Raw genomic sequence first — 17368 nt, 5'->3', positions numbered from 1 at the left:
GAATGACGCCATGAGCAACCCCCAGCACCTGCAGTACACCGAAGAGCACGAGTGGCTGACCGCCCCCGTGGACGGTGTCTCCACGATCGGCATCACCAAGCACGCCGCCGACGCGCTCGGTGACATCGTCTACGTGCAGCTGCCCGAGGTCGGCGACACCGTGACGGCGGGCGACACCTGCGGCGAGCTGGAGTCCACCAAGTCGGTCAGCGACCTGTACTCCCCGGTGACCGGCGAGGTCGTCGAGACCAACCAGGACGTCGTGGACGACAACGGCCTGGTCAACAGCGCCCCCTTCGAGGGCGGCTGGCTGTTCAAGGTGCGCGTGGAGTCCACCGGCACGCTGCTCAGCGCGGACGAGTACGACGCCTTCATCAAGGCCTGACCCGCTCGTGTCCGGGCGGGCCGCGCGCGTCGGCCCGCCCCACCGTCCCTCCCCTCTCCTCCCCTGGGAAGACCACACCATGACGGTTCTCAACCAGTCCCTGCACGCCCTCGACCCGGAGATCGCCGCCGCGGTCGACGCCGAGCTGCACCGCCAGCAGACCACGCTGGAGATGATCGCCTCCGAGAACTTCGCCCCGGTGGCGGTCATGGAGGCCCAGGGTTCGGTGCTCACCAACAAGTACGCGGAGGGCTACCCCGGCCGCCGCTACTACGGCGGCTGTGAGCACGTCGACGTGGTCGAGCAGATCGCGATCGACCGCGTCAAGGCCCTGTTCGGCGCCGAGCACGCCAACGTCCAGCCGCACTCGGGCGCGCAGGCCAACGCCGCGGCGATGTTCGCGCTGATCCAGCCGGGCGACACCATCCTGGGCCTGAACCTGGCCCACGGCGGTCACCTGACCCACGGCATGAAGATCAACTTCTCCGGCAAGCTCTACAACGTGGTCGCCTACCACGTGGACGAGAAGACCGGCCAGGTCGACATGGCCGAGGTCGAGCGCCTCGCCAAGGAGCACCAGCCGAAGCTGATCATCGCCGGCTGGTCCGCCTACCCGCGCCAGCTCGACTTCGCCGAGTTCCGCCGCGTCGCCGACGAGGTCGGCGCGCTGCTCATGGTGGACATGGCGCACTTCGCCGGCCTGGTGGCCGCCGGGCTGCACCCGAACCCGGTGCCGTACGCGGACGTGGTCACCACCACCACCCACAAGACCCTGGGCGGCCCGCGCGGCGGCGTCATCCTGTCCAAGGCCGAGTGGGCCAAGAAGATCAACTCGGCGGTCTTCCCCGGCCAGCAGGGCGGCCCGCTGGAGCACGTGATCGCCGGCAAGGCCGTCGCCTTCAAGGTCGCCGCGTCCGAGGAGTTCAAGGAGCGCCAGCAGCGCACCCTGGACGGCGCCCGGATCCTCGCCGAGCGCCTGCTGCGGGACGACGTCGCCGAGGCCGGCGCGTCCGTGCTCTCCGGCGGCACCGACGTCCACCTGGTCCTGGTCGACCTGCGCAACAGCGTGCTCGACGGCCAGCAGGCCGAGGACCGGCTGCACGAGGTCGGCATCACGGTCAACCGCAACGCCATCCCGAACGACCCGCGCCCGCCGATGGTCACCTCGGGCCTGCGCATCGGCACCCCGGCCCTCGCCACCCGCGGCTTCCAGGCCGAGGACTTCCGCGAGGTCGCCGACATCATCGCCGAGGCGCTCAAGCCCGCCTTCGACGAGACCGTCGCCGCCGCGCTGAAGGCCCGCGTCACCGCGCTGGCCGACAAGTACCCGCTGTACCCGAACCTGGCCAACCAGGAATAGTCCGCACCGGCCGGTCCTGGGCGACCGGCCGCAGGTGACCGGCCTCACCCCTCCGGCGCACCGTGGACCCCGGGGCACCGCGCACACTGGACAGTGCGCGCGGTGCCCCGTCCCATGTCGGCCGCACACCGCCTCCCGCGCCCGCCGCGCAGCCCCGCCCAGCCCCGCCCAGCCCCGCCCGCAAGTCCTTCCACGAGACCAGACAAGGACGTCCCTCCGTGGCCATCAGCGTCTTCGACCTCTTCTCCATCGGCATCGGCCCGTCGAGCTCCCACACCGTGGGCCCGATGCGCGCCGCCCGGATGTTCGCCCGCCGGCTGCGGTCCGAAGGCCTGCTGGCCCAGGTGACGGGTGTGCGGGCCGAGCTGTACGGCTCCCTGGGCGCCACCGGTCACGGCCACGGCACCCCGAAGGCCGTCCTGCTGGGCCTGGAGGGCCACTCGCCCCGCACCGTCGACGTCGACCGGGCCGACCAGGACGTCGAGCGGATCACCACCGAGAAGCGGCTCAACCTGCTCGGCGAGCACCCCATCGACTTCGACCCGGACAGCCGGCTGGTCCTGCACCGCCGCCGCTCGCTGCCGTACCACGCCAACGGCATGACCCTCTGGGCGTTCGCGGCGGACGGCTCCACGCTGCTGGAGAAGACCTACTACTCGGTCGGCGGCGGCTTCGTCGTCGACGAGGACGCGATCGGCGCGGACCGGGTCAAGCCCGACGACACCGTGCTGAAGTACCCCTTCCGCACCGGCGACGAGCTGCTCCGCCTCAGCCGGGAGACCGGCCTGTCGATCTCCGGCCTGATGCTGGAGAACGAGAAGGCCTGGCGCAGCGAGGAGGAGATCCGCACCGGGCTGCTGGAGATCTGGGCCGTGATGCAGGAGTGCGTGCGGGCCGGTATGAGCCGCGAGGGCATCCTGCCGGGCGGTCTCAAGGTCCGCCGCCGGGCCGCCTCGGGCGCCCGGGCGCTGCGCGCCGAGGGCATCGGCCCGGCCAACGCGATGGAGTGGGTGACGCTCTACGCGATGGCGGTCAACGAGGAGAACGCCTCCGGGCGCCGGGTGGTCACCGCGCCGACCAACGGCGCGGCGGGCATCATCCCGGCCGTACTGCACTACTACCTGAACTTCATCCCGGGCGCCGACGAGGACGGCATCGTCCGCTTCCTGCTCGCGGCCGGCGCCATCGGCATGCTGTTCAAGGAGAACGCCTCCATCTCCGGCGCCGAGGTCGGCTGCCAGGGCGAGGTCGGCTCCGCCTGCTCGATGGCCGCGGGCGGCCTCGCCGAGGTCCTCGGCGGCACCCCCGAGCAGGTCGAGAACGCCGCCGAGATCGGTATCGAGCACAACCTCGGCCTCACCTGCGACCCGGTCGGCGGCCTCGTCCAGATCCCCTGCATCGAGCGCAACGGCATGGCCTCGGTCAAGGCCGTCACCGCGGCCCGGATGGCGCTGCGCGGCGACGGGCGGCACCACGTCTCGCTGGACAAGGCGATCAAGACGATGAAGGAGACCGGCGCCGACATGAAGATCAAGTACAAGGAGACCTCGCGCGGCGGCCTCGCCGTGAACGTCATCGAGTGCTGAGCACCGGCTGACCGCTCGCCGGTCACGGGCCCCCGGGCGGAATCCCCCTTCCACCCGGGGGCTTTCGCGTGCCCGGCGGCCGACGCCCTCGGGTCAGGCGGCGAACGGGCGGGCCTGGCGGGCCTCGCGCAGCGCCCCGGCCCACCAGGCGAGCTGGTCGAGCAAGGTCTTGGCGGCGGCGTCGGCAGCCGGGTCGAGGGCCTTGCCGTCGGCGTCGAAGCACTGGGCACCGCCGTGGAAGCTGACCGTGTTGCGGATCGTCACCGCGTTCAACTCGGCCATCACCACGCGCAGTTGCTCGACGGCCCGAAGGCCGCCGGAGAGGCCGCCGTAGGAGACGAAGGCGACCGGCTTGCCGTGCCACTGCCGGTTGTGCCAGTCGATGGCGTTCTTCAGCGGGGCCGGGAAGCTGTGGTTGTACTCGGGCGTGACGAACACGAACGCGTCGGCGTCCTCCAGCCGGGGCGACACGGCGGCGAGCAGCGCGGCCTCGTCCGCCGGCAGTTCGCCGCCGAAGGACGGGAAGGTGGTCGGCAGCGGGGTCTCCACCAGGTCGACCAGGTCGACGGTCATGTCGCCGCGGGCGTCGAGGTGGCCGCGCAGCCAGTCGGCGACGACCGGCCCGAACCGGCCGTTGCGGGTGCTTCCGACGATGACGGCGACCTTCAGGTGCTGCTCCGTGGACATGGTGGTCCCCCTCCGGGATGGGCGTTGTGTACGACGTATCTGTTGGATACAACGTACACACTGGCGCGTACGGCGTCTACTACTGATACGCCGTACACATGGGGTGCTACGGTCGGACGGACCCGCAGTCGAAAGGAGCCCGCCCCATGCCCGCTCAGCAGGCCCCCGCCGGGGACACCCCCGCGAACGGCGACGACAAGGCCGGTGACGGCAGAACCGGTGACGACAAGGCCCGTGACGACAAGGCCCAGGTCTCACTGTGGGAGCGCCTCGCCCGCCCGGCCCCCGCACCGCGCACCACCCTGACTCCGCAGCGGATCGCCGAGGCCGCCGTGGCCATCGCCGACGCCGAGGGCCTGGACGCCGTCACCATGCGCCGCCTGGCCGGCGACCTCGGCGTCGCCCCGATGGCCGCCTACCGGTACGTCTCCGGCAAGGACGAACTCATCGAGCTGATGGTCGACTTCGCCTACGGGAGGCTTCCCCTCGACGCCCCCGCCGACGGCTGGCGGGACACCATGCGCGCACTCGCCGTGCACCTGCGGGCGATGAACCTGGCCCACCCGTGGACCGTCCGGGCGGCCACCCCGTTCGCCCTCAGCCCCAACCAACTCGCCGTCCCCGAGCACGCGTTCGCGGCCCTGGCCGAACAGGGCCTGGACGCCGACACCACCATGGCGGTGTTCCGCACCGTCACCGGCTACGTCCACGGCTCAGTCGCCGCCGAAGTCGCCCTGGCAACGCTCCGCCGCGAGCGCGGCTGGTCCGACGGCGACCAGACCAGGGCCGGCCTCGCCCCCCGGATGACCTGGCTGATGAACACCGGCCGCTACCCCAGCTACCACCGGTACCTGCACGAGGCCACCCGCAAGGACGACCCCGACTGGCAGTTCGAGACCGGCCTCGACTGCGTCCTCGACGGCATCGCCGCCCACTTCGGCATCTGACCCGCCGATCAGGCCTTGGAGAGCGCAGGAAGTCGGCCGGGCCAGCAGAGTCGCCGGCCGGACTTCCTGCGCAGCGCCGGCGGCAGGCGGGTTATCGGCGTCCGGGGAGGGCCAGGACGGCCAGTCCTCCGGCAAGGACGGCGAGGCCGCACCAGGAGGCGGCGGGCAGTCGCTCGCCCAGGACGGCCACGCCGAGGACGGCGGCGACGGCGGGCTCGGTGAGGGTGAGGGTGGTGGCCGTCTGGGCGGTGGTGTGCCGCAGGCCGTGGCCGAACAGGCGGTAGGCGAGGAAGGTGGTGATCACCGCGAGGTGCAGCACCACGCCCGCCCCGCGCACCGAGGCGAGCCAGGCCTGGTCACCGGCGAGCAGCACCGGCAGGACGATCAGCGCCCCGCCGCCGAACATCGCGCCCATCACCCCGCCCGAGGGGTGCCCGGCCGCGATCAGCCGCCCGCCGATCAGCGAGTACACCGCGTACGAGAGCCCAGCGAGCGCGGCCAGCAGCACCCCGAGGAGGTCCACGGCCGGGCCGCGCCCGGCGAGTTCGGGGCCCAGCACCAGGACGCCGCAGCCGAGCACGGCCAGCGCCGTCGCCCCGGCCCACCGCCCGCCGGGCCGCCCCTGCCGGGCGAGCCACCCGAGCAGCCCGGTGAACACCGGCGCGCCGCCGAGGGCGATCACGGTGGCCACCGCCACGCCCGTACGGCTCACCGCCGGGTAGAAGGTCAGCGGGTAGCCGGCCACCGCGACCGCACCGGCCACGAGCAGCCACCGCTCGCGGGGCCCGCACGCCCGGGGCAGCGCGCGGGCGGCACGGTCGGTGAGGAAGAGGAGGAGCCCGCCGAGCACCAGCCCGGCGGCCCCGATCCCCGCTGCCGGGGCCCCGCCGGGCGCCAGCGAACCGGCCGTCCCGGTGGTGCCCCAGAGCACGGCGGCGAGCAGGATCGGCCCCACGCCGCCCCGCGAGCGGACGCAGGCGCGGGCGGACCGGGGGGTCGTGGGCAGGGAACGGGCAGGCGAGGACAAACGATTCGGCACAGTCGTGAACTTCCGTCGTCGAAGACCATCAGGGGGACTGGTTCCAAGAACGGACGCACGCCATCAGCCCACGGCGGCCGCCATCAGGCCGGGCCGGGGACGAAGGGGATCAAGCCGCCGAAGCGCGCGCCCGTTCAGGCGCCGAGCGGCGGCAACACGACGTGCCAGTACAGGTTCACGGGTCGATGGTACCCCTCCAAGCTGGTCAACAGCCTCAAGGGCGTCAGCTCTCGCAGGATGCGCCAGGAGTTCCCCGAACTGCTCCGCCACTACTGGCGCGCACAGAAACTGTGGTCCGGTTCGTACTTCGCGGGCTCAGTCGGCGGCACGCCGATCAGCGCCCTGCACCAGTACATCGAGCAACAGAACCACCCCGTCCGGCCTGCGGGTCAGAGCATCACTCGGAATCGCTTCACCCCCAGCCCGAAGGCCGGAGCACTGCGATTAGCTCTGGTAGCGCTTCCGTAGTTCTTCTACATCGAGCAGCACGCGCTCTGTGCCGCATTCCGCGATCTCGAGGTCTGCGGCACGCAGCAGCGCGATGAATTCCGGGTGCTGGTCCGGGTTCTCAAGGATTCGCGCCGTACCGATGCCGCCCGCGCCCTGCAGCCGTCTGCTGAACTGGAGGCCCCGGGCGAACCAGTCGTACACCGGACGGAAGTCGTCCTGCCAGGAACGGGCCGCGAGGGTCATGAAGAGGACGTTGGGTTCGGTGATGTTCTCGACCAGCTCCAGCTCTCGCCGGTGCTGTGAGTCACCGATCTCCAGCAGGCCTTCGGCAATCCTGAAAGGGCTGCCACGCGCCGGCGGCTCTCGAACCGGTTCACTCCGGTGAACCCGGCTTCTCCGCGAGACCTCCGCCGGGTGCGGGCGCCGGAAGTCGGGTGGGCCGACTTCCGGCGTGGGGGGTGGCGGTGGGAGTGGTCAGTCGTGCGGGTTGGCCGGGGTGGGGAGGGCGAGTTCGCACCAGATGGTCTTGCCGATGTAGCCCTCGCCCCGGGGTTCGGCGCCCCAGGAGGTGGCGAGGGCCGCGACGAGTTCGAGGCCCCGGCCGGACTCGTCGTCCGGGGTGGCGTGGCGGATGGTCGGGATGACCGAGTTCGCGTCGGAGACCTCGATGCGGAGCACGGAGCACGTGGGGAGGAGGACGCGGACGCCGATCATCCGGTCACGCGGGGAGCGGGCGTGGCGGCAGGCGTTGGTGACGAGTTCGCTGAGGAGGATGAGGCCGGTCTCGGCGGCGTCGACGGGCACCTCCCACTCGAAGGCCTGCCGGATGAAGCGGATCCGGGCACGGCCGGCACTGCGGGGGAGGCGGGGGAACATCCACTCGACGGCGTCGACGGGCTGAGTGAGCATCAGGATCCTTGAGGGCGTGTACGGACGGCGTCACTCGCGAGTGCTGAGTTCGGCCATTTCACCCTTCAAGAGTCGGCAGGCGGGCATAGCCTCGGGAGTGACACCGCAGGTACAACGACAGCTTGACCGCCCTGTGACCAGGGCAGGGAGGGGCGCCGGGCGATGAGCACGCCGAAGGAGTACCCGATGTCGTGGAAGTACTGCGGCGATCAGCTCAAGCGGTGGCGCATTCGCGCGGGTGTGACCCGGGAGCAGTTGAGCCAGGCGTCCAACTACGACATCGAGAGCGTGCGGTCGATGGAGGCCGGGAGGCGGCGGCCAACGCTCAAGGTGCTTCAGGCGGCGGATGAATTGTGCGACGCGAAGGGGATGTTGGTGGGGGCTCATCCATACCTGGCCCCGGAGACCAAGTCCGCCCGCAGCGACGTCTTCTTTGATGTCGAGGAGGAGGCGGTTGCCTGCTACTCCTACGAAGCCCTTCACATCCCAGGCTTGTTGCAGACCGAGGCCTACGCAAGGACACTTCTCAGCTACCACATGCCGCCAGTGAACAGCGCTACCGTTGAAGAACGCCTGGCAATCCGCCTCAAGCGACAGGCGCGACTCGACCTACCCGAGGTGTTGTTCAGCTTCACGATCTACGAAGCCGCCTTCCACACCTCCATCGGCGGCAGGGAAGTCATGAAGGAGCAGCTCCGCCGGTTGCTGGAGGTCGAACACTCGCGCAACATTCAGATCCAGGTCGTGCCCATCGGACAGATCGCTCCCTCCGGGCTCGCAGGGTGTCTGATCATCCTGGAAACGCTCGACAATGCGCAATTTGCATATGTTGAGACACATGGAACGAATGCACTCCACTCCGAACCTCGACTCGTCGGCGAGCTCAGCCGACGCCACGCAATGATCCGCGCGCAAGCCTTGAACGCGCAGGAATCGGCACAGCTCATCAGGAAGACACTGGAGCAACTATGAACACCGCGCTGCTGTGGTTCCGCTCTAGCTACAGCAACTTCGAGGGCGGCGCTTGCGTCGAGGTCGCCTCCTTCCCCTCCGCCATCCACGTCCGGGACTCCAAGGACAAGGCCGGCCCGACCCTCATCTTCTCCCCCGAGGCCTGGTCCGCCTTCGTCTCCTTCGCGGCCGAAGCTCAAGCCGCGCGAGCCGAGTGACCCCTTAATGGAACGGTGAGGTAACCACCTCCCAACCACCCTCGCGTGCAGCACATATGACTTATCGTCACGACTACGCCACAGCCAGTTCCCCCGTGTAGCGTGCGCATCAACGAAACAACCCCCGCCGGTGCTACCAACACCGAACGGGGGTCTGACCGACACGATCGAAAGAGACTCGATCCCGTGGCTACCCACGACTCTACCGCCATGGCCTCCCCCGGGTACGGCAAGCAGTCCGCTCCGGACCAACGCCCCTGCGCCGCCGCCGACTTCGCCCATCTCCCGGCGCGCGAGGCGTACCTCGCCTCGCTCGTCGACCGGCTTCCCGACGGTGCCGCCATGGACGCGAAGACCCTCGCCGTCCTCCAGCCGCACTACGGGCAGATGGCCTGCCGTACGGCCCTCAACCGGCTTTCCGCCGCCGGTCACCTACGCCGCGTCCGCGAGCGGGTCGGTGAGCGGCAGTGCCGTTGGGTGTTCCGCACCTACTTCTCGCGGACTCCGCGTTCCGACGCCTGGTGGGCGCACTTCCTCACCGCCGGGGAGGCGTCAACGCCCGCCGCACCCGATCCCCCGGAGGAGCGAAAGCTCAACCGCACTTCGCCCGTCTCGGCCGCCTATGCCGCCCTCGCCGGTCTCGGTCTCGCGGATTCCCGCCTCGCGCTCTCCGCCGCCGACTGTGCCGCGCTGGAACCGCTGGCCGCCGAGTGGCTGGACCGGGGCGCCACGCCCGCCCTCTTCACTGCCGCGCTCACCGCGGGTCTGCCGCCGGACGGCGTCCACAGCCCGGTCGGCTTCACCCGCCGCCGGCTGCTCGACAAGATGCCCCCGGAACGCCCACTGCTCCCACAGCGGGCCACCCGCCTCATCGAGTGCACCGACTGCCGTACCCCGTGCCGACCACCCGCGCTGCTCGGCGGCCTCTGCCGTGCCTGTCGCGGCAACGAGGCGATCATCCCGCCGCCCCGCCGGCGGCCCTCCGCCACCGCCGTCCGCCGCCATGCCGACCGCGTCCGGCAGGCCATGGCCACATCGCCCTCGCCATGAATATTCACAGGAATCTGCGTGAACCTATGCAAAATCCAAAGGTGAACTAGGTTACAAACCTTGCATTCCAAGTCGGCCGGTTTGCCCACATGCTGAGATCATGGGATAGTCGAGACATCGACTTCGGCGGGCCCGACCTGGCACTGCCGACGCCCATCGCGCGGCACGCACCCCCTTGGCCGGCGCGATGACTTGCAGGGGCCCCCATCCGCCGGACCACGGCGAATCCCGGGGGCCCTGCGCGTATCCGCTCGCACTCGCGCGAGGCCGCGCCAAGCCGCTCAGCTCTCAGTGCCGCTCGCGCACCTTCAGCTCGAACCAGACGCCCTTCCCGCGCGGCAGCAGGTCCGCCCCCCAGCGGTCGGAGAGCTCGTCGACGATCTTCAGCCCCCGCCCGCACTCGTTCACCGGCTTGGGTTCGGCGAGGATCATGCAGGGCAGCGCCCGGGATGAGTCGCGGACCTCGATGCGCAGCCAGCCGGGCTTGCGGCTGACGTGCAGGCCGATGGTGCGCCCGGCGGCGTGCCGCACGGCGTTGGACACCAGCTCGCTGGTGAGTAACTCACCGGCTTCCAGGAGCTGGTGGAGGTCCCAGGACTCCAGGACGGACAGCACCAGCCGCCGGGCCACCGGCCCCGACTCCGGCCGGGACGGCAGTCGCACCTCGCTCGGCGAGGACTGATCGCACAGCCTGCCGGAATACATCTCCTCCAGCTCCGCGGAGCTGAGCCGTTCCAGCGCCGAGAGCGATCCCTGGACGTCGATCCAGAACGCCGCGGCGACAGTTCCGGCCCCGGGAACTGATGACTGATCTGTTTCGCCCCAACCCGCCATGCGGACCATCATTGCGGAACGCAAGCGGCCGCGTACGGACAATGAGCAAACGATCTCCCCCGAGTCGGCATATGCCGCATGCAAGAAGGGGTCGACCCGAGCCTCTGTACGTCAAGCCCGAGTTGACCCCCGAGCCGTCCTACCAGGAGCTCCACGGCAGGTTCCAGCCACTCAGCCCGTTCGAGGGGTCGAGCGTCTCCTTCTTGACGGAGTTCTTGACGATCACCACGTCCCCGACGATCGAGCCGTCGTAGAACTTTCCCATCGAGGTGGAGTCGCCGCCGCCCTCGACGTCCTTGAGGCCGACACAGCCGTGGCTGACGTTGTCGCCGCCGAAGATGCTGTTCTTGGCCCACCAGTTGCCGTGTACGTACGTCCCGCTGGTGGTGAGCCGCATCGAGTGCGGCACCTGGAGGTCGTAGGGCGCGCCGGTCATGCCGGGCAGGGTGCTGGACTGCATCCGCACCGTGCCCTCCTTGGACATGACGACCATGGTGCCGTTCCAGGTGGGGTGGTCCTCGGAGCCGGAGGTGATGTCGATCTCGGAGTTCTGGCCGTCCCCACGCGCGACGGTCATCTTGTGCGCGGCGGCGTCAACCGTCGAAATCTGGGATCGCCCGATCGTGAAGGGCTCGTCCCGGTCCCCGCCGTACACCCCGGGGGTGATCTCGACGCTCTTGAGGCGGTAGTGCACGACCACCTTGGTGCCGGGCGCCCAGTACTGCTCCGGACGGAAGTCCAGCCGGCGGTCGCCGAACCAGTGGCCCTTCACCGCGGTGCCGTTGGTGGTCTCGAAGGTGATGCCCTTGGCGACGTCGTCCTTGTTCTTGACGTCCTTGCTGAACTCCACCGAGACGATCATGCCGACGCCGTACGTCGCGTCGTTGTCCACGTTGTCGGAGGCCTTGGCGAGCGCCGTCGGGGTCAGCGTCGTGAAGTTGCTGTCCGCCGTGGCGACCGCGCCGTCGGCGTCCGCGGCCATCGCGCTGACCTGGTAGGCGGTGCCCACCGCCAGGGCGGCCGAGGGCGTCCAGGAGGAGCCGTCGGCGGAGATCGTGCCGGGGACCTCCTTGCCGGCCTTGTCGCTCACCTTCACGGTGGTGAGCTTGCCGCCGGTGGCGCCGACCTTGACCGTGTTCGGCGCCACGTCCACCGAACCGGCCTTGGGCTCGATGCTCACCGCGGCCTTCGAGACCTTCGGCACCGCGCTGGTGGGCGCCGCCGCCGGCGGGGAGGCGGCCGCACCGGCCCCCAGATCGGCCTTGGCCGCGCTGCCGCCCCCGCCCCCGTTACCGCCCCCGCCACTGCCACCGCCACAGGCGGCCGTCAGTGTCATCGCCCCGCCGACCAGGCCGGCGACCACCACTCTGCGTATCGACCTCAACGTCGAATCCCTCCCTCGGAACTGACCGAACTGACCGAACTGCCCGCATTGCCCGCACTGCTCGCACTGCTCGCACTGCTCGCACTGCCCGCACTGCCCGAACCCTGAACGCCGTGAACGCCGTGAACGCCGTGAACGCCGTGAACTCCCCGGGGGCCCGCGACGGCCCTGCCGGAAAGGTTGCGCCATGCCCGGGGCCGCACGCCCCGGAAACCGGAGCGGCCCGACCCCAACGGGTGAGGATCGGACCGCTCCGCGAGAACACCGGAGTGCCCGGACTACCCGGGCGAACCTCCGGGTAGGGCCTACCAGTTGGCCCAGGCCACGTTCCAGCCGCCGAGCCCGTTGTCGGGGGCGACGGTCTTCTCCTTGGTGTTCACGATCTTGACGACGTCACCGACCATCGAGTCGTTGAAGAACTTGCCCGCCACCGAGGTGTCGCTACCGCCCTTCACGTCCTGCATCGACACGCAGCCGTGGCTGGCGTTGGTCTTGCCGAACGGGCTGGCCCAGTAGTTGCCGTGGACGAAGGTGCCGGAGGTGGTCAGCCGCATCGCGTGCGGCACGTCCTGGATGTCGTACTCGCCGCCGAGACCGACGGTCTGCGAGTTCATCCGGGTGACCTTCTCCTTGGACATGACCACCATGGCCCCGCCCCAGGACGGCGTGGCGTCCGCGCCCAGGGTGACCGGCACCGTGGTGCTCTGGCCGCCCCGCTCGATCGTCATCTGGTGCGTCTTGGCGTCCGCGGTGGCGATCTGCGAACGGCCGATGGTGAACGGCTCGTCCTTGTCCACGTCGCCGTAGACGCCCGGGGAGACCTCGACGTTCTTCAGCCGGTACTTGATGGTCACCTTGGTGTCCGGCGCCCAGTACTGCTCCGGGCGGAAGTCCACCCGGCGGTCGCCGAACCAGTGGCCCTTCACCACGGCGCCGTTGCTGGTCTCGAAGGAGATGCCCTGGACCACGGCGTCCTTGTTCTTGACCGCCTTGTTGAACTCCACCGAGACGATCATGCCGACGCCGTAGGTGGCGCCGTCGCTGATGTTGTCGTTGGTGGAGACCTTCTTGTCCGGCGTCAACGTCGTGAACGAGGTGGTGGACGCGGCCACCAGCCCGTCGGCGTCCTTGGCCTGCGCGTTCACCTTGTACGCCATGCCGACGGTGAGCGCCGCGGCGGGCTTCCAGCCGGCGCCGTCCGGGGTGATCGCGCCCGCGACCGGCTTGCCGTCCTTGTCGGTCACGTCGACCGTCGTGAGCTTGCCGTTGGCGACGGACACCTGCAGCCCGGTCGGCTGGACGTCCTGGGCTCCGTCCTTCGGCTCGACCGCGATCACCGCGGCCGAGGTCTTCGGCGCCGCCGAACCGCCCGCGTCCCCCGACGCCGGCGCACTGGCCGCGCTGCCCCCGCCCGAACCGGCCGATCCGCCGGAACCACTGCCCTTGTCGTCGTTGCAGGCCGCGGTGAAAAGCAGCACCCCGCCCAGGGCCAACGCCATCGCACCCCGGCGGCCGTAGCGGCTGGTGGTACGTATCGCGGCGCCGGCTGTCTTACCCGTCTTCACGGTTTCTCCCCTCCCGGTATCCACTCACTTGACGCGTTGAGTGCCGCCATGAGTTGCACCGGACGTGGATCTTTCCTGCCGGGCTGCGGACGCGCCGGAGCAGGATAACCGGGCTGTTCGAACGAGCCCGCAGCGGTGCCCGCGCTGAACCGGGTGAAGCCGGGGTGAACCGGACGTGAAGGGCGTGAAGGGCGTGAAGGACGTGGAGCTGCGGGCGCCGGTGGCTACCGCAGGGCGTCCGCGGCTACCGCAGGGCGCTCCCGGCCAGCCACTGCTCCCACGGCAGGTTCCAGTCGTTGAAGCCGTTCTGCGGCGGTACGACGTCCCCCGTCGACGCCTTCACCTCCACCACGTCCCCCGGGATGGTGTGCTCGAACAGCCAGCCCGCCGGGGTGTCCTTGCTCGTCCCGCCCTTGGTGTCGGCCAGGCCGATGCAGCCGTGGCTGGTGTTGGCGCTGCCGAACGCCCCGGGGTTGGACCAGTAGTTGCCGTGGAGGAAGGTGCCGGAGGTGGTCAGCCGCATCGCGTGCGGCACGTCCTTGATGTCGTACTCGTCGCCCATGCCGACGGACTGCGAGTTCATCCGGGTCACCTTGTACTTCTCCGACACCACCATCACCCCCCGGTAGGTGGAGTGCTCGGGGCTGCCGCCGGAGACCTTGAGCACCCGCACCGCCTTTCCGCCCTGGCCGGCCCGGACGGTCAGGGTGTGCGCGTCCAGGTCGACGGTGGAGACCTGCGCCCGGCCGATGGTGAACCGCACGTCCCGGCTCTGGGTGCCGAACTCGCCCGGCGCGCCCTGCACGTCCTTCAGCCGCAGCACCACCGCGACCCTGGTGCCGGCCGCCCAGTACTGCTGCGGGCGGTAGTCCAGCCGCTGGTTGCCGAACCAGTGCGCGGCCACCGGCGCCGGCGGGTCGGCACTGACCTGGACGGCCTTCTCCACCGCCGCCCGGTCGGTGATCGGGCGGCTGAAGCGCAGCGAGACCGGCATGCCGACGCCGACCGTCGAGCCGTCCTCCGGCGTGAAGAAGGCGACGAAGGTGTGCGCCCGGGCGGCGGTCGAGAACGCCGAGTGCTGGGCCGCCTTCTGGCCCTGGTCGTCCTCGGCGACGGAGTCCAGGGTGAACGCGGTGCCGAGCGGCAGCGGGCCGTCGGGCGCCCAGCCGGCGCCGTCCGGGCCGATCGTGCCGGGCACCTCGGTGCCCTTGGCGTCGGCCAGGCGGACCGCGACCAGCCTGCCCTGCGACGCGCTCACCCGGACCATGCCCTCCGGCTGCACGTCCACCGCGCCGTCGGCCGGCAGCGCGGTGAGCACCGCCCGGGACGACTGCGGCACGGCGACCGCCCCCGCCCCGGCTCCGAACCCGGCCCCGACCGCGTCCCCGGCGGGCGCGGCCGGGGAGCCGCCACCGCCGCACCCGGTGAGGACCGCCAGGCAGCAGGCCACCGCCGCCACGCCCCGCGCCCACACCCGTCCTCGGCGCCGCATCCCGGGGCCTCCCACTGTTCACGTCCGACGCCCCGAACAACGAGCCCCACCGACCCGGGGACACGCGGAGGCCCCCGCGATCCCGCCGCCCGCACCCCCTCCACCGCCGGCCCCCTGCCCGCCATCCGCCGGTAAGCCCCCGTTCAGCGGCTTCCGAGCTGCGCAATCCGGGAAAGAGGAAGTGAACGGGGTCCGGGACACCCCGCCCAGGGAGGGAACGGCCATGGCGTCAGGGCAGGAGCTGGAAGCCGGGGTACGGCCGGGCGACGGCCCGCACCCCGCCGAGCCACCGCACCCCACCGAGCCGCCGCGGCCCGGCAGCTGGCAGCCGCTCGGCGCCCGCTTCCGGACCGACCAACTCGGCGTCCAGGGCACCAACTTCGCACTCTGGGCGGGCGGCGCCGAAGCCGTCGACCTGTGCCTCTTCGACGACGGCGGCCGGGAGAGCCGGCACCGCCTCACCGAACAGGACTTCCGGATCTGGCACGGCTTCCTCCCCGGCGTGCGCCCCGGCACCCGCTACGGCTTCCGCGTGCACGGTCGGTGGGATCCGTGGACCGGCGCCCGCTGGAACCCGGCCAAGCTGCTGCTCGACCCGTACGCCCGCGCCGTCGACGGCTGTTACACCTCCCACGACGCGGCCTGCGCCGCCGTCCGCAACTGGCCGGAGGCGGACGTCGCCGACACCGTCCGGGACAACCGCGACTCCGCCCCCTTCGTGCCCAGAGGCGTCGTCGTCGACGATGACGACGACTGGTACGACGACCACCGCCCGAAGACCCCGTGGGCCGAGACGGTGCTCTACGAGCTCCACGTGCGCGGCTTCACCATGCGCCACCCCGACATCCCCCCGCACCTGCGCGGCACCTACGCCGGCCTCGCCCACCCCGCCGCCATCGCCCACCTCACCCGCCTCGGCGTGACGGCCGTCGAACTGCTGCCGGTGCACCAGTACGCCAGCGAGGACCACCTGCAGGCCCGCGGCCTGGTCAACCACTGGGGCTACAACACGGTCGGCTTCTTCGCCCCGCACGCCGGCTACTCCGCGTCCGGATCGCGCGGCGGCCAGGTCGGCGAGTTCAAGCGGATGGTCCGGGCCCTGCACGCCGCCGGGATCGAGGTGATCCTCGACGTCGTGTTCAACCACACCGCGGAGGGCGGCGAACTCGGCCCGATGCTCTCGCTGCGCGGCATCGACAACGCCGCCTACTACCGCCTCCCCCCGAACCGCCCGCGCGGCTACGCCGACTACACCGGCTGCGGCAACACCCTCGACACCCGCCGCCCCCAGGTGATCCGGCTGATCACCGACTCGCTGCGCTACTGGGTCGCCGAGATGGGCGTGGACGGCTTCCGCTTCGACCTCGCCGCCGCCCTCGCCCGCGGCGGCGCGGGCGGCGGCGACGGCGTGGACATGGACCACCCGTTCCTCGCCGCCGTCTCCCAGGACCCGCTGCTCAGCCGGGTGAAGCTGATCGCCGAACCCTGGGACGTCGGCCCCGGTGGCTACCAGGTCGGCGGCTTCCCCCCGCTGTGGGCCGAGTGGAACGACAAGTACCGGGACGCCGTACGGGACTTCTGGCGCGGCGCCCGCCCGGACGTCCGCGAGCTCGGCTACCGCCTCGCCGGCTCCTCCGACCTCTACCAGCGCGGCGGCCGCCGCCCGTACGCCTCCGTCAACTACGTCACCGCGCACGACGGCTTCACCCTGCGGGACCTGGTCTCCTACGACCGCAAGCACAACGAGCGCAACGGCGAAGCCAACCGGGACGGCACCGACGACAACCGCTCCTGGAACCACGGCACCGAGGGCGAGACCACCGACCCGGACATCAACGCCCTGCGGCTGCGTCAACTGCGCAACCTGATGGCCACCCTGCTGCTCTCCGCGGGCGTCCCGATGATCACCGCCGGGGACGAACTCGGCCGCACCCAGGGCGGCAACAACAACGCCTACTGCCAGGACAACGAAATCAGCTGGCTGGACTGGTCCCTGCTGGCCGAGCCCGGCTGGCAGGAGCTGTGCGACCTGACCGCGCGGCTGGTCCGGCTGCGCCGGAGCCACCCGGTGCTGCGGCAGCGGGCGTTCTTCTCCGGCCGGGCCGCCACCCCCGGCGGCCAGCCCGACCTCGCCTGGTTCACCCCGCTCGGCAAGGAGATGACCGAGGCCGACTGGTTCACGCCGACCGCCTGCCTCGGCATGCTGCTCTCCGGCACCGCGATGACCGAACGGGACGACACCGGACGGCCGTTGCGGGACGACAGCTTCCTGCTGCTGCTCAACGCGGGCCCCCAGGAGACGGTCTTCACCCTGCCCGGGGAGCCCTGGACGGCGCCGGACACCGCGTACGAGACGGTGGTCGACACAGCCGGGGCGGCCCCGCGCACAGCTGGGGCAGCCCCGGGCGCGCCGGGCCCGCGGGGCGCCGTCGTCCTGGGCGGGCGCTCCCTGCAGCTGCTGCGCGCCCCCACGCCCGCCGTCTGACGGGCCCGCCCCGCCGGCGCACGGCC

16 protein-coding genes and 1 pseudogene are annotated in these 17368 nt (G+C 71.1%); 9 read left to right on the top strand and 8 right to left on the bottom strand.

The window, feature by feature from the left end; genetic code table 11:
* Positions 1-10: 10 nt before the first annotated feature.
* From gcvH to AC0B61_RS24425, 3 genes are all read left to right on the top strand, one after another.
* Positions 11-385 carry a glycine cleavage system protein GcvH gene (gene gcvH, locus AC0B61_RS24435; RefSeq protein WP_471742865.1) on the top strand — a complete coding sequence of 125 codons (375 nt, stop codon included), beginning with the start codon at positions 11-13 and terminating at the stop codon, positions 383-385.
* Positions 386-464: 79 nt separating this feature from the next.
* Positions 465-1745, top strand: coding sequence for a serine hydroxymethyltransferase (gene glyA / locus AC0B61_RS24430; protein ID WP_471742864.1), 1281 nt, complete (start codon positions 465-467; stop codon positions 1743-1745).
* Between the two features lie 218 nt (positions 1746-1963).
* Positions 1964-3331, top strand: a complete 1368-nt coding sequence (locus tag AC0B61_RS24425; protein WP_471742863.1) for an L-serine ammonia-lyase — start codon at positions 1964-1966, stop codon at positions 3329-3331.
* Between the two features lie 93 nt (positions 3332-3424).
* Here AC0B61_RS24425 and AC0B61_RS24420 read toward each other — a convergent pair whose 3' ends face one another.
* Entirely contained in the window at positions 3425-4018 is a 594-nt protein-coding gene (locus AC0B61_RS24420; protein ID WP_471742862.1) for an NADPH-dependent FMN reductase, read from the bottom strand.
* A 146-nt stretch (positions 4019-4164) separates the two neighbouring features.
* On the opposite strand from AC0B61_RS24420, the gene AC0B61_RS24415 reads away from it, so the two are divergent.
* Positions 4165-4965, top strand: coding sequence for a TetR/AcrR family transcriptional regulator C-terminal domain-containing protein (locus AC0B61_RS24415; RefSeq protein WP_471742861.1), 801 nt, complete (start codon positions 4165-4167; stop codon positions 4963-4965).
* A gap of 91 nt (positions 4966-5056) precedes the next feature.
* Here AC0B61_RS24415 and AC0B61_RS24410 read toward each other — a convergent pair whose 3' ends face one another.
* Entirely contained in the window at positions 5057-5920 is an 864-nt protein-coding gene (locus AC0B61_RS24410) for a DMT family transporter (protein WP_471742860.1), read from the bottom strand.
* Between the two features lie 279 nt (positions 5921-6199).
* Here AC0B61_RS24410 and tnpA point away from each other — a divergent pair.
* A pseudogene (tnpA, locus tag AC0B61_RS24405) lies at positions 6200-6379 on the top strand (IS200/IS605 family transposase); the annotation flags it as partial.
* A 69-nt stretch (positions 6380-6448) separates the two neighbouring features.
* Here tnpA and AC0B61_RS24400 read toward each other — a convergent pair.
* Entirely contained in the window at positions 6449-6697 is a 249-nt protein-coding gene (locus tag AC0B61_RS24400; protein ID WP_471742859.1) for a hypothetical protein, read from the bottom strand.
* Between the two features lie 231 nt (positions 6698-6928).
* Positions 6929-7363 carry an ATP-binding protein gene (locus tag AC0B61_RS24395; protein WP_471742858.1) on the bottom strand — a complete coding sequence of 145 codons (435 nt, stop codon included), beginning with the start codon at positions 7361-7363 and terminating at the stop codon, positions 6929-6931.
* A 162-nt stretch (positions 7364-7525) separates the two neighbouring features.
* Here AC0B61_RS24395 and AC0B61_RS24390 point away from each other — a divergent pair, with 162 nt between their 5' ends.
* The 3 genes from AC0B61_RS24390 (at position 7526) to AC0B61_RS24380 (ending at position 9582) form a co-directional block, all read left to right on the top strand.
* Positions 7526-8335, top strand: coding sequence for a helix-turn-helix domain-containing protein (locus AC0B61_RS24390; RefSeq protein ID WP_471742857.1), 810 nt, complete (start codon positions 7526-7528; stop codon positions 8333-8335).
* The gene (locus AC0B61_RS24385) at positions 8332-8532 is read left to right on the top strand and encodes a DUF397 domain-containing protein (RefSeq protein WP_471742856.1); all 201 of its coding nucleotides are present in this window, start codon (positions 8332-8334) and stop codon (positions 8530-8532) included. Before AC0B61_RS24390 ends, AC0B61_RS24385 begins: the two co-directional genes overlap by 4 nt.
* A 186-nt stretch (positions 8533-8718) precedes the next feature.
* A complete protein-coding gene (locus AC0B61_RS24380) occupies positions 8719-9582 on the top strand; it encodes a hypothetical protein (protein WP_471742855.1) in 864 nt (287 codons plus the stop codon).
* Between the two features lie 288 nt (positions 9583-9870).
* On the opposite strand, the gene AC0B61_RS24375 is transcribed toward AC0B61_RS24380, so the two are convergent.
* The 4 genes from AC0B61_RS24375 to AC0B61_RS24360 form a co-directional block, all read right to left on the bottom strand.
* Positions 9871-10416 carry an ATP-binding protein gene (locus AC0B61_RS24375; RefSeq protein WP_471742854.1) on the bottom strand — a complete coding sequence of 182 codons (546 nt, stop codon included), beginning with the start codon at positions 10414-10416 and terminating at the stop codon, positions 9871-9873.
* A 139-nt stretch (positions 10417-10555) separates the two neighbouring features.
* Complete coding sequence (locus AC0B61_RS24370) at positions 10556-11800, bottom strand: L,D-transpeptidase (protein ID WP_471742853.1); 1245 nt, start codon at positions 11798-11800, stop codon at positions 10556-10558.
* Between the two features lie 305 nt (positions 11801-12105).
* Positions 12106-13365: a L,D-transpeptidase gene (locus AC0B61_RS24365; RefSeq protein ID WP_471742852.1), complete on the bottom strand. Its 1260-nt coding sequence runs from the start codon at positions 13363-13365 to the stop codon at positions 12106-12108.
* 244 nt (positions 13366-13609) lie between these two features.
* On the bottom strand, positions 13610-14857 hold the full coding sequence (locus tag AC0B61_RS24360) for a L,D-transpeptidase (protein ID WP_471742851.1): 1248 nt from the start codon (positions 14855-14857) through the stop codon (positions 13610-13612).
* Positions 14858-15080: 223 nt separating this feature from the next.
* On the opposite strand from AC0B61_RS24360, the gene glgX reads away from it, so the two are divergent.
* Positions 15081-17342 carry a glycogen debranching protein GlgX gene (glgX, locus tag AC0B61_RS24355; protein WP_471742850.1) on the top strand — a complete coding sequence of 754 codons (2262 nt, stop codon included), beginning with the start codon at positions 15081-15083 and terminating at the stop codon, positions 17340-17342.
* Positions 17343-17368: the final 26 nt, after the last annotated feature.

The sequence above is a fragment of the Kitasatospora sp. NPDC023385 genome (assembly GCF_055664045.1).
This window is presented reverse-complemented; position numbering and strand designations above follow the sequence as displayed.

Excerpts from the sequence above, each read along its gene's own strand:
- gcvH (WP_471742865.1), top strand. The coding sequence starts at position 11 with ATGAGCAACCCCCAGCACCTGCAGTACACCGAAGAGCACGAGTGGCTG.
- glyA (WP_471742864.1), top strand. The coding sequence starts at position 465 with ATGACGGTTCTCAACCAGTCCCTGCACGCCCTCGACCCGGAGATCGCC.
- AC0B61_RS24420 (WP_471742862.1), bottom strand. The coding sequence starts at position 4,018 with ATGTCCACGGAGCAGCACCTGAAGGTCGCCGTCATCGTCGGAAGCACC.
- AC0B61_RS24415 (WP_471742861.1), top strand. The coding sequence starts at position 4,165 with ATGCCCGCTCAGCAGGCCCCCGCCGGGGACACCCCCGCGAACGGCGAC.
- AC0B61_RS24400 (WP_471742859.1), bottom strand. The coding sequence starts at position 6,697 with ATGACCCTCGCGGCCCGTTCCTGGCAGGACGACTTCCGTCCGGTGTAC.
- AC0B61_RS24395 (WP_471742858.1), bottom strand. The coding sequence starts at position 7,363 with ATGCTCACTCAGCCCGTCGACGCCGTCGAGTGGATGTTCCCCCGCCTC.
- AC0B61_RS24390 (WP_471742857.1), top strand. The coding sequence starts at position 7,526 with ATGAGCACGCCGAAGGAGTACCCGATGTCGTGGAAGTACTGCGGCGAT.
- AC0B61_RS24385 (WP_471742856.1), top strand. The coding sequence starts at position 8,332 with ATGAACACCGCGCTGCTGTGGTTCCGCTCTAGCTACAGCAACTTCGAG.
- AC0B61_RS24375 (WP_471742854.1), bottom strand. The coding sequence starts at position 10,416 with ATGGCGGGTTGGGGCGAAACAGATCAGTCATCAGTTCCCGGGGCCGGA.
- AC0B61_RS24360 (WP_471742851.1), bottom strand. The coding sequence starts at position 14,857 with ATGCGGCGCCGAGGACGGGTGTGGGCGCGGGGCGTGGCGGCGGTGGCC.
- glgX (WP_471742850.1), top strand. The coding sequence starts at position 15,081 with ATGGCGTCAGGGCAGGAGCTGGAAGCCGGGGTACGGCCGGGCGACGGC.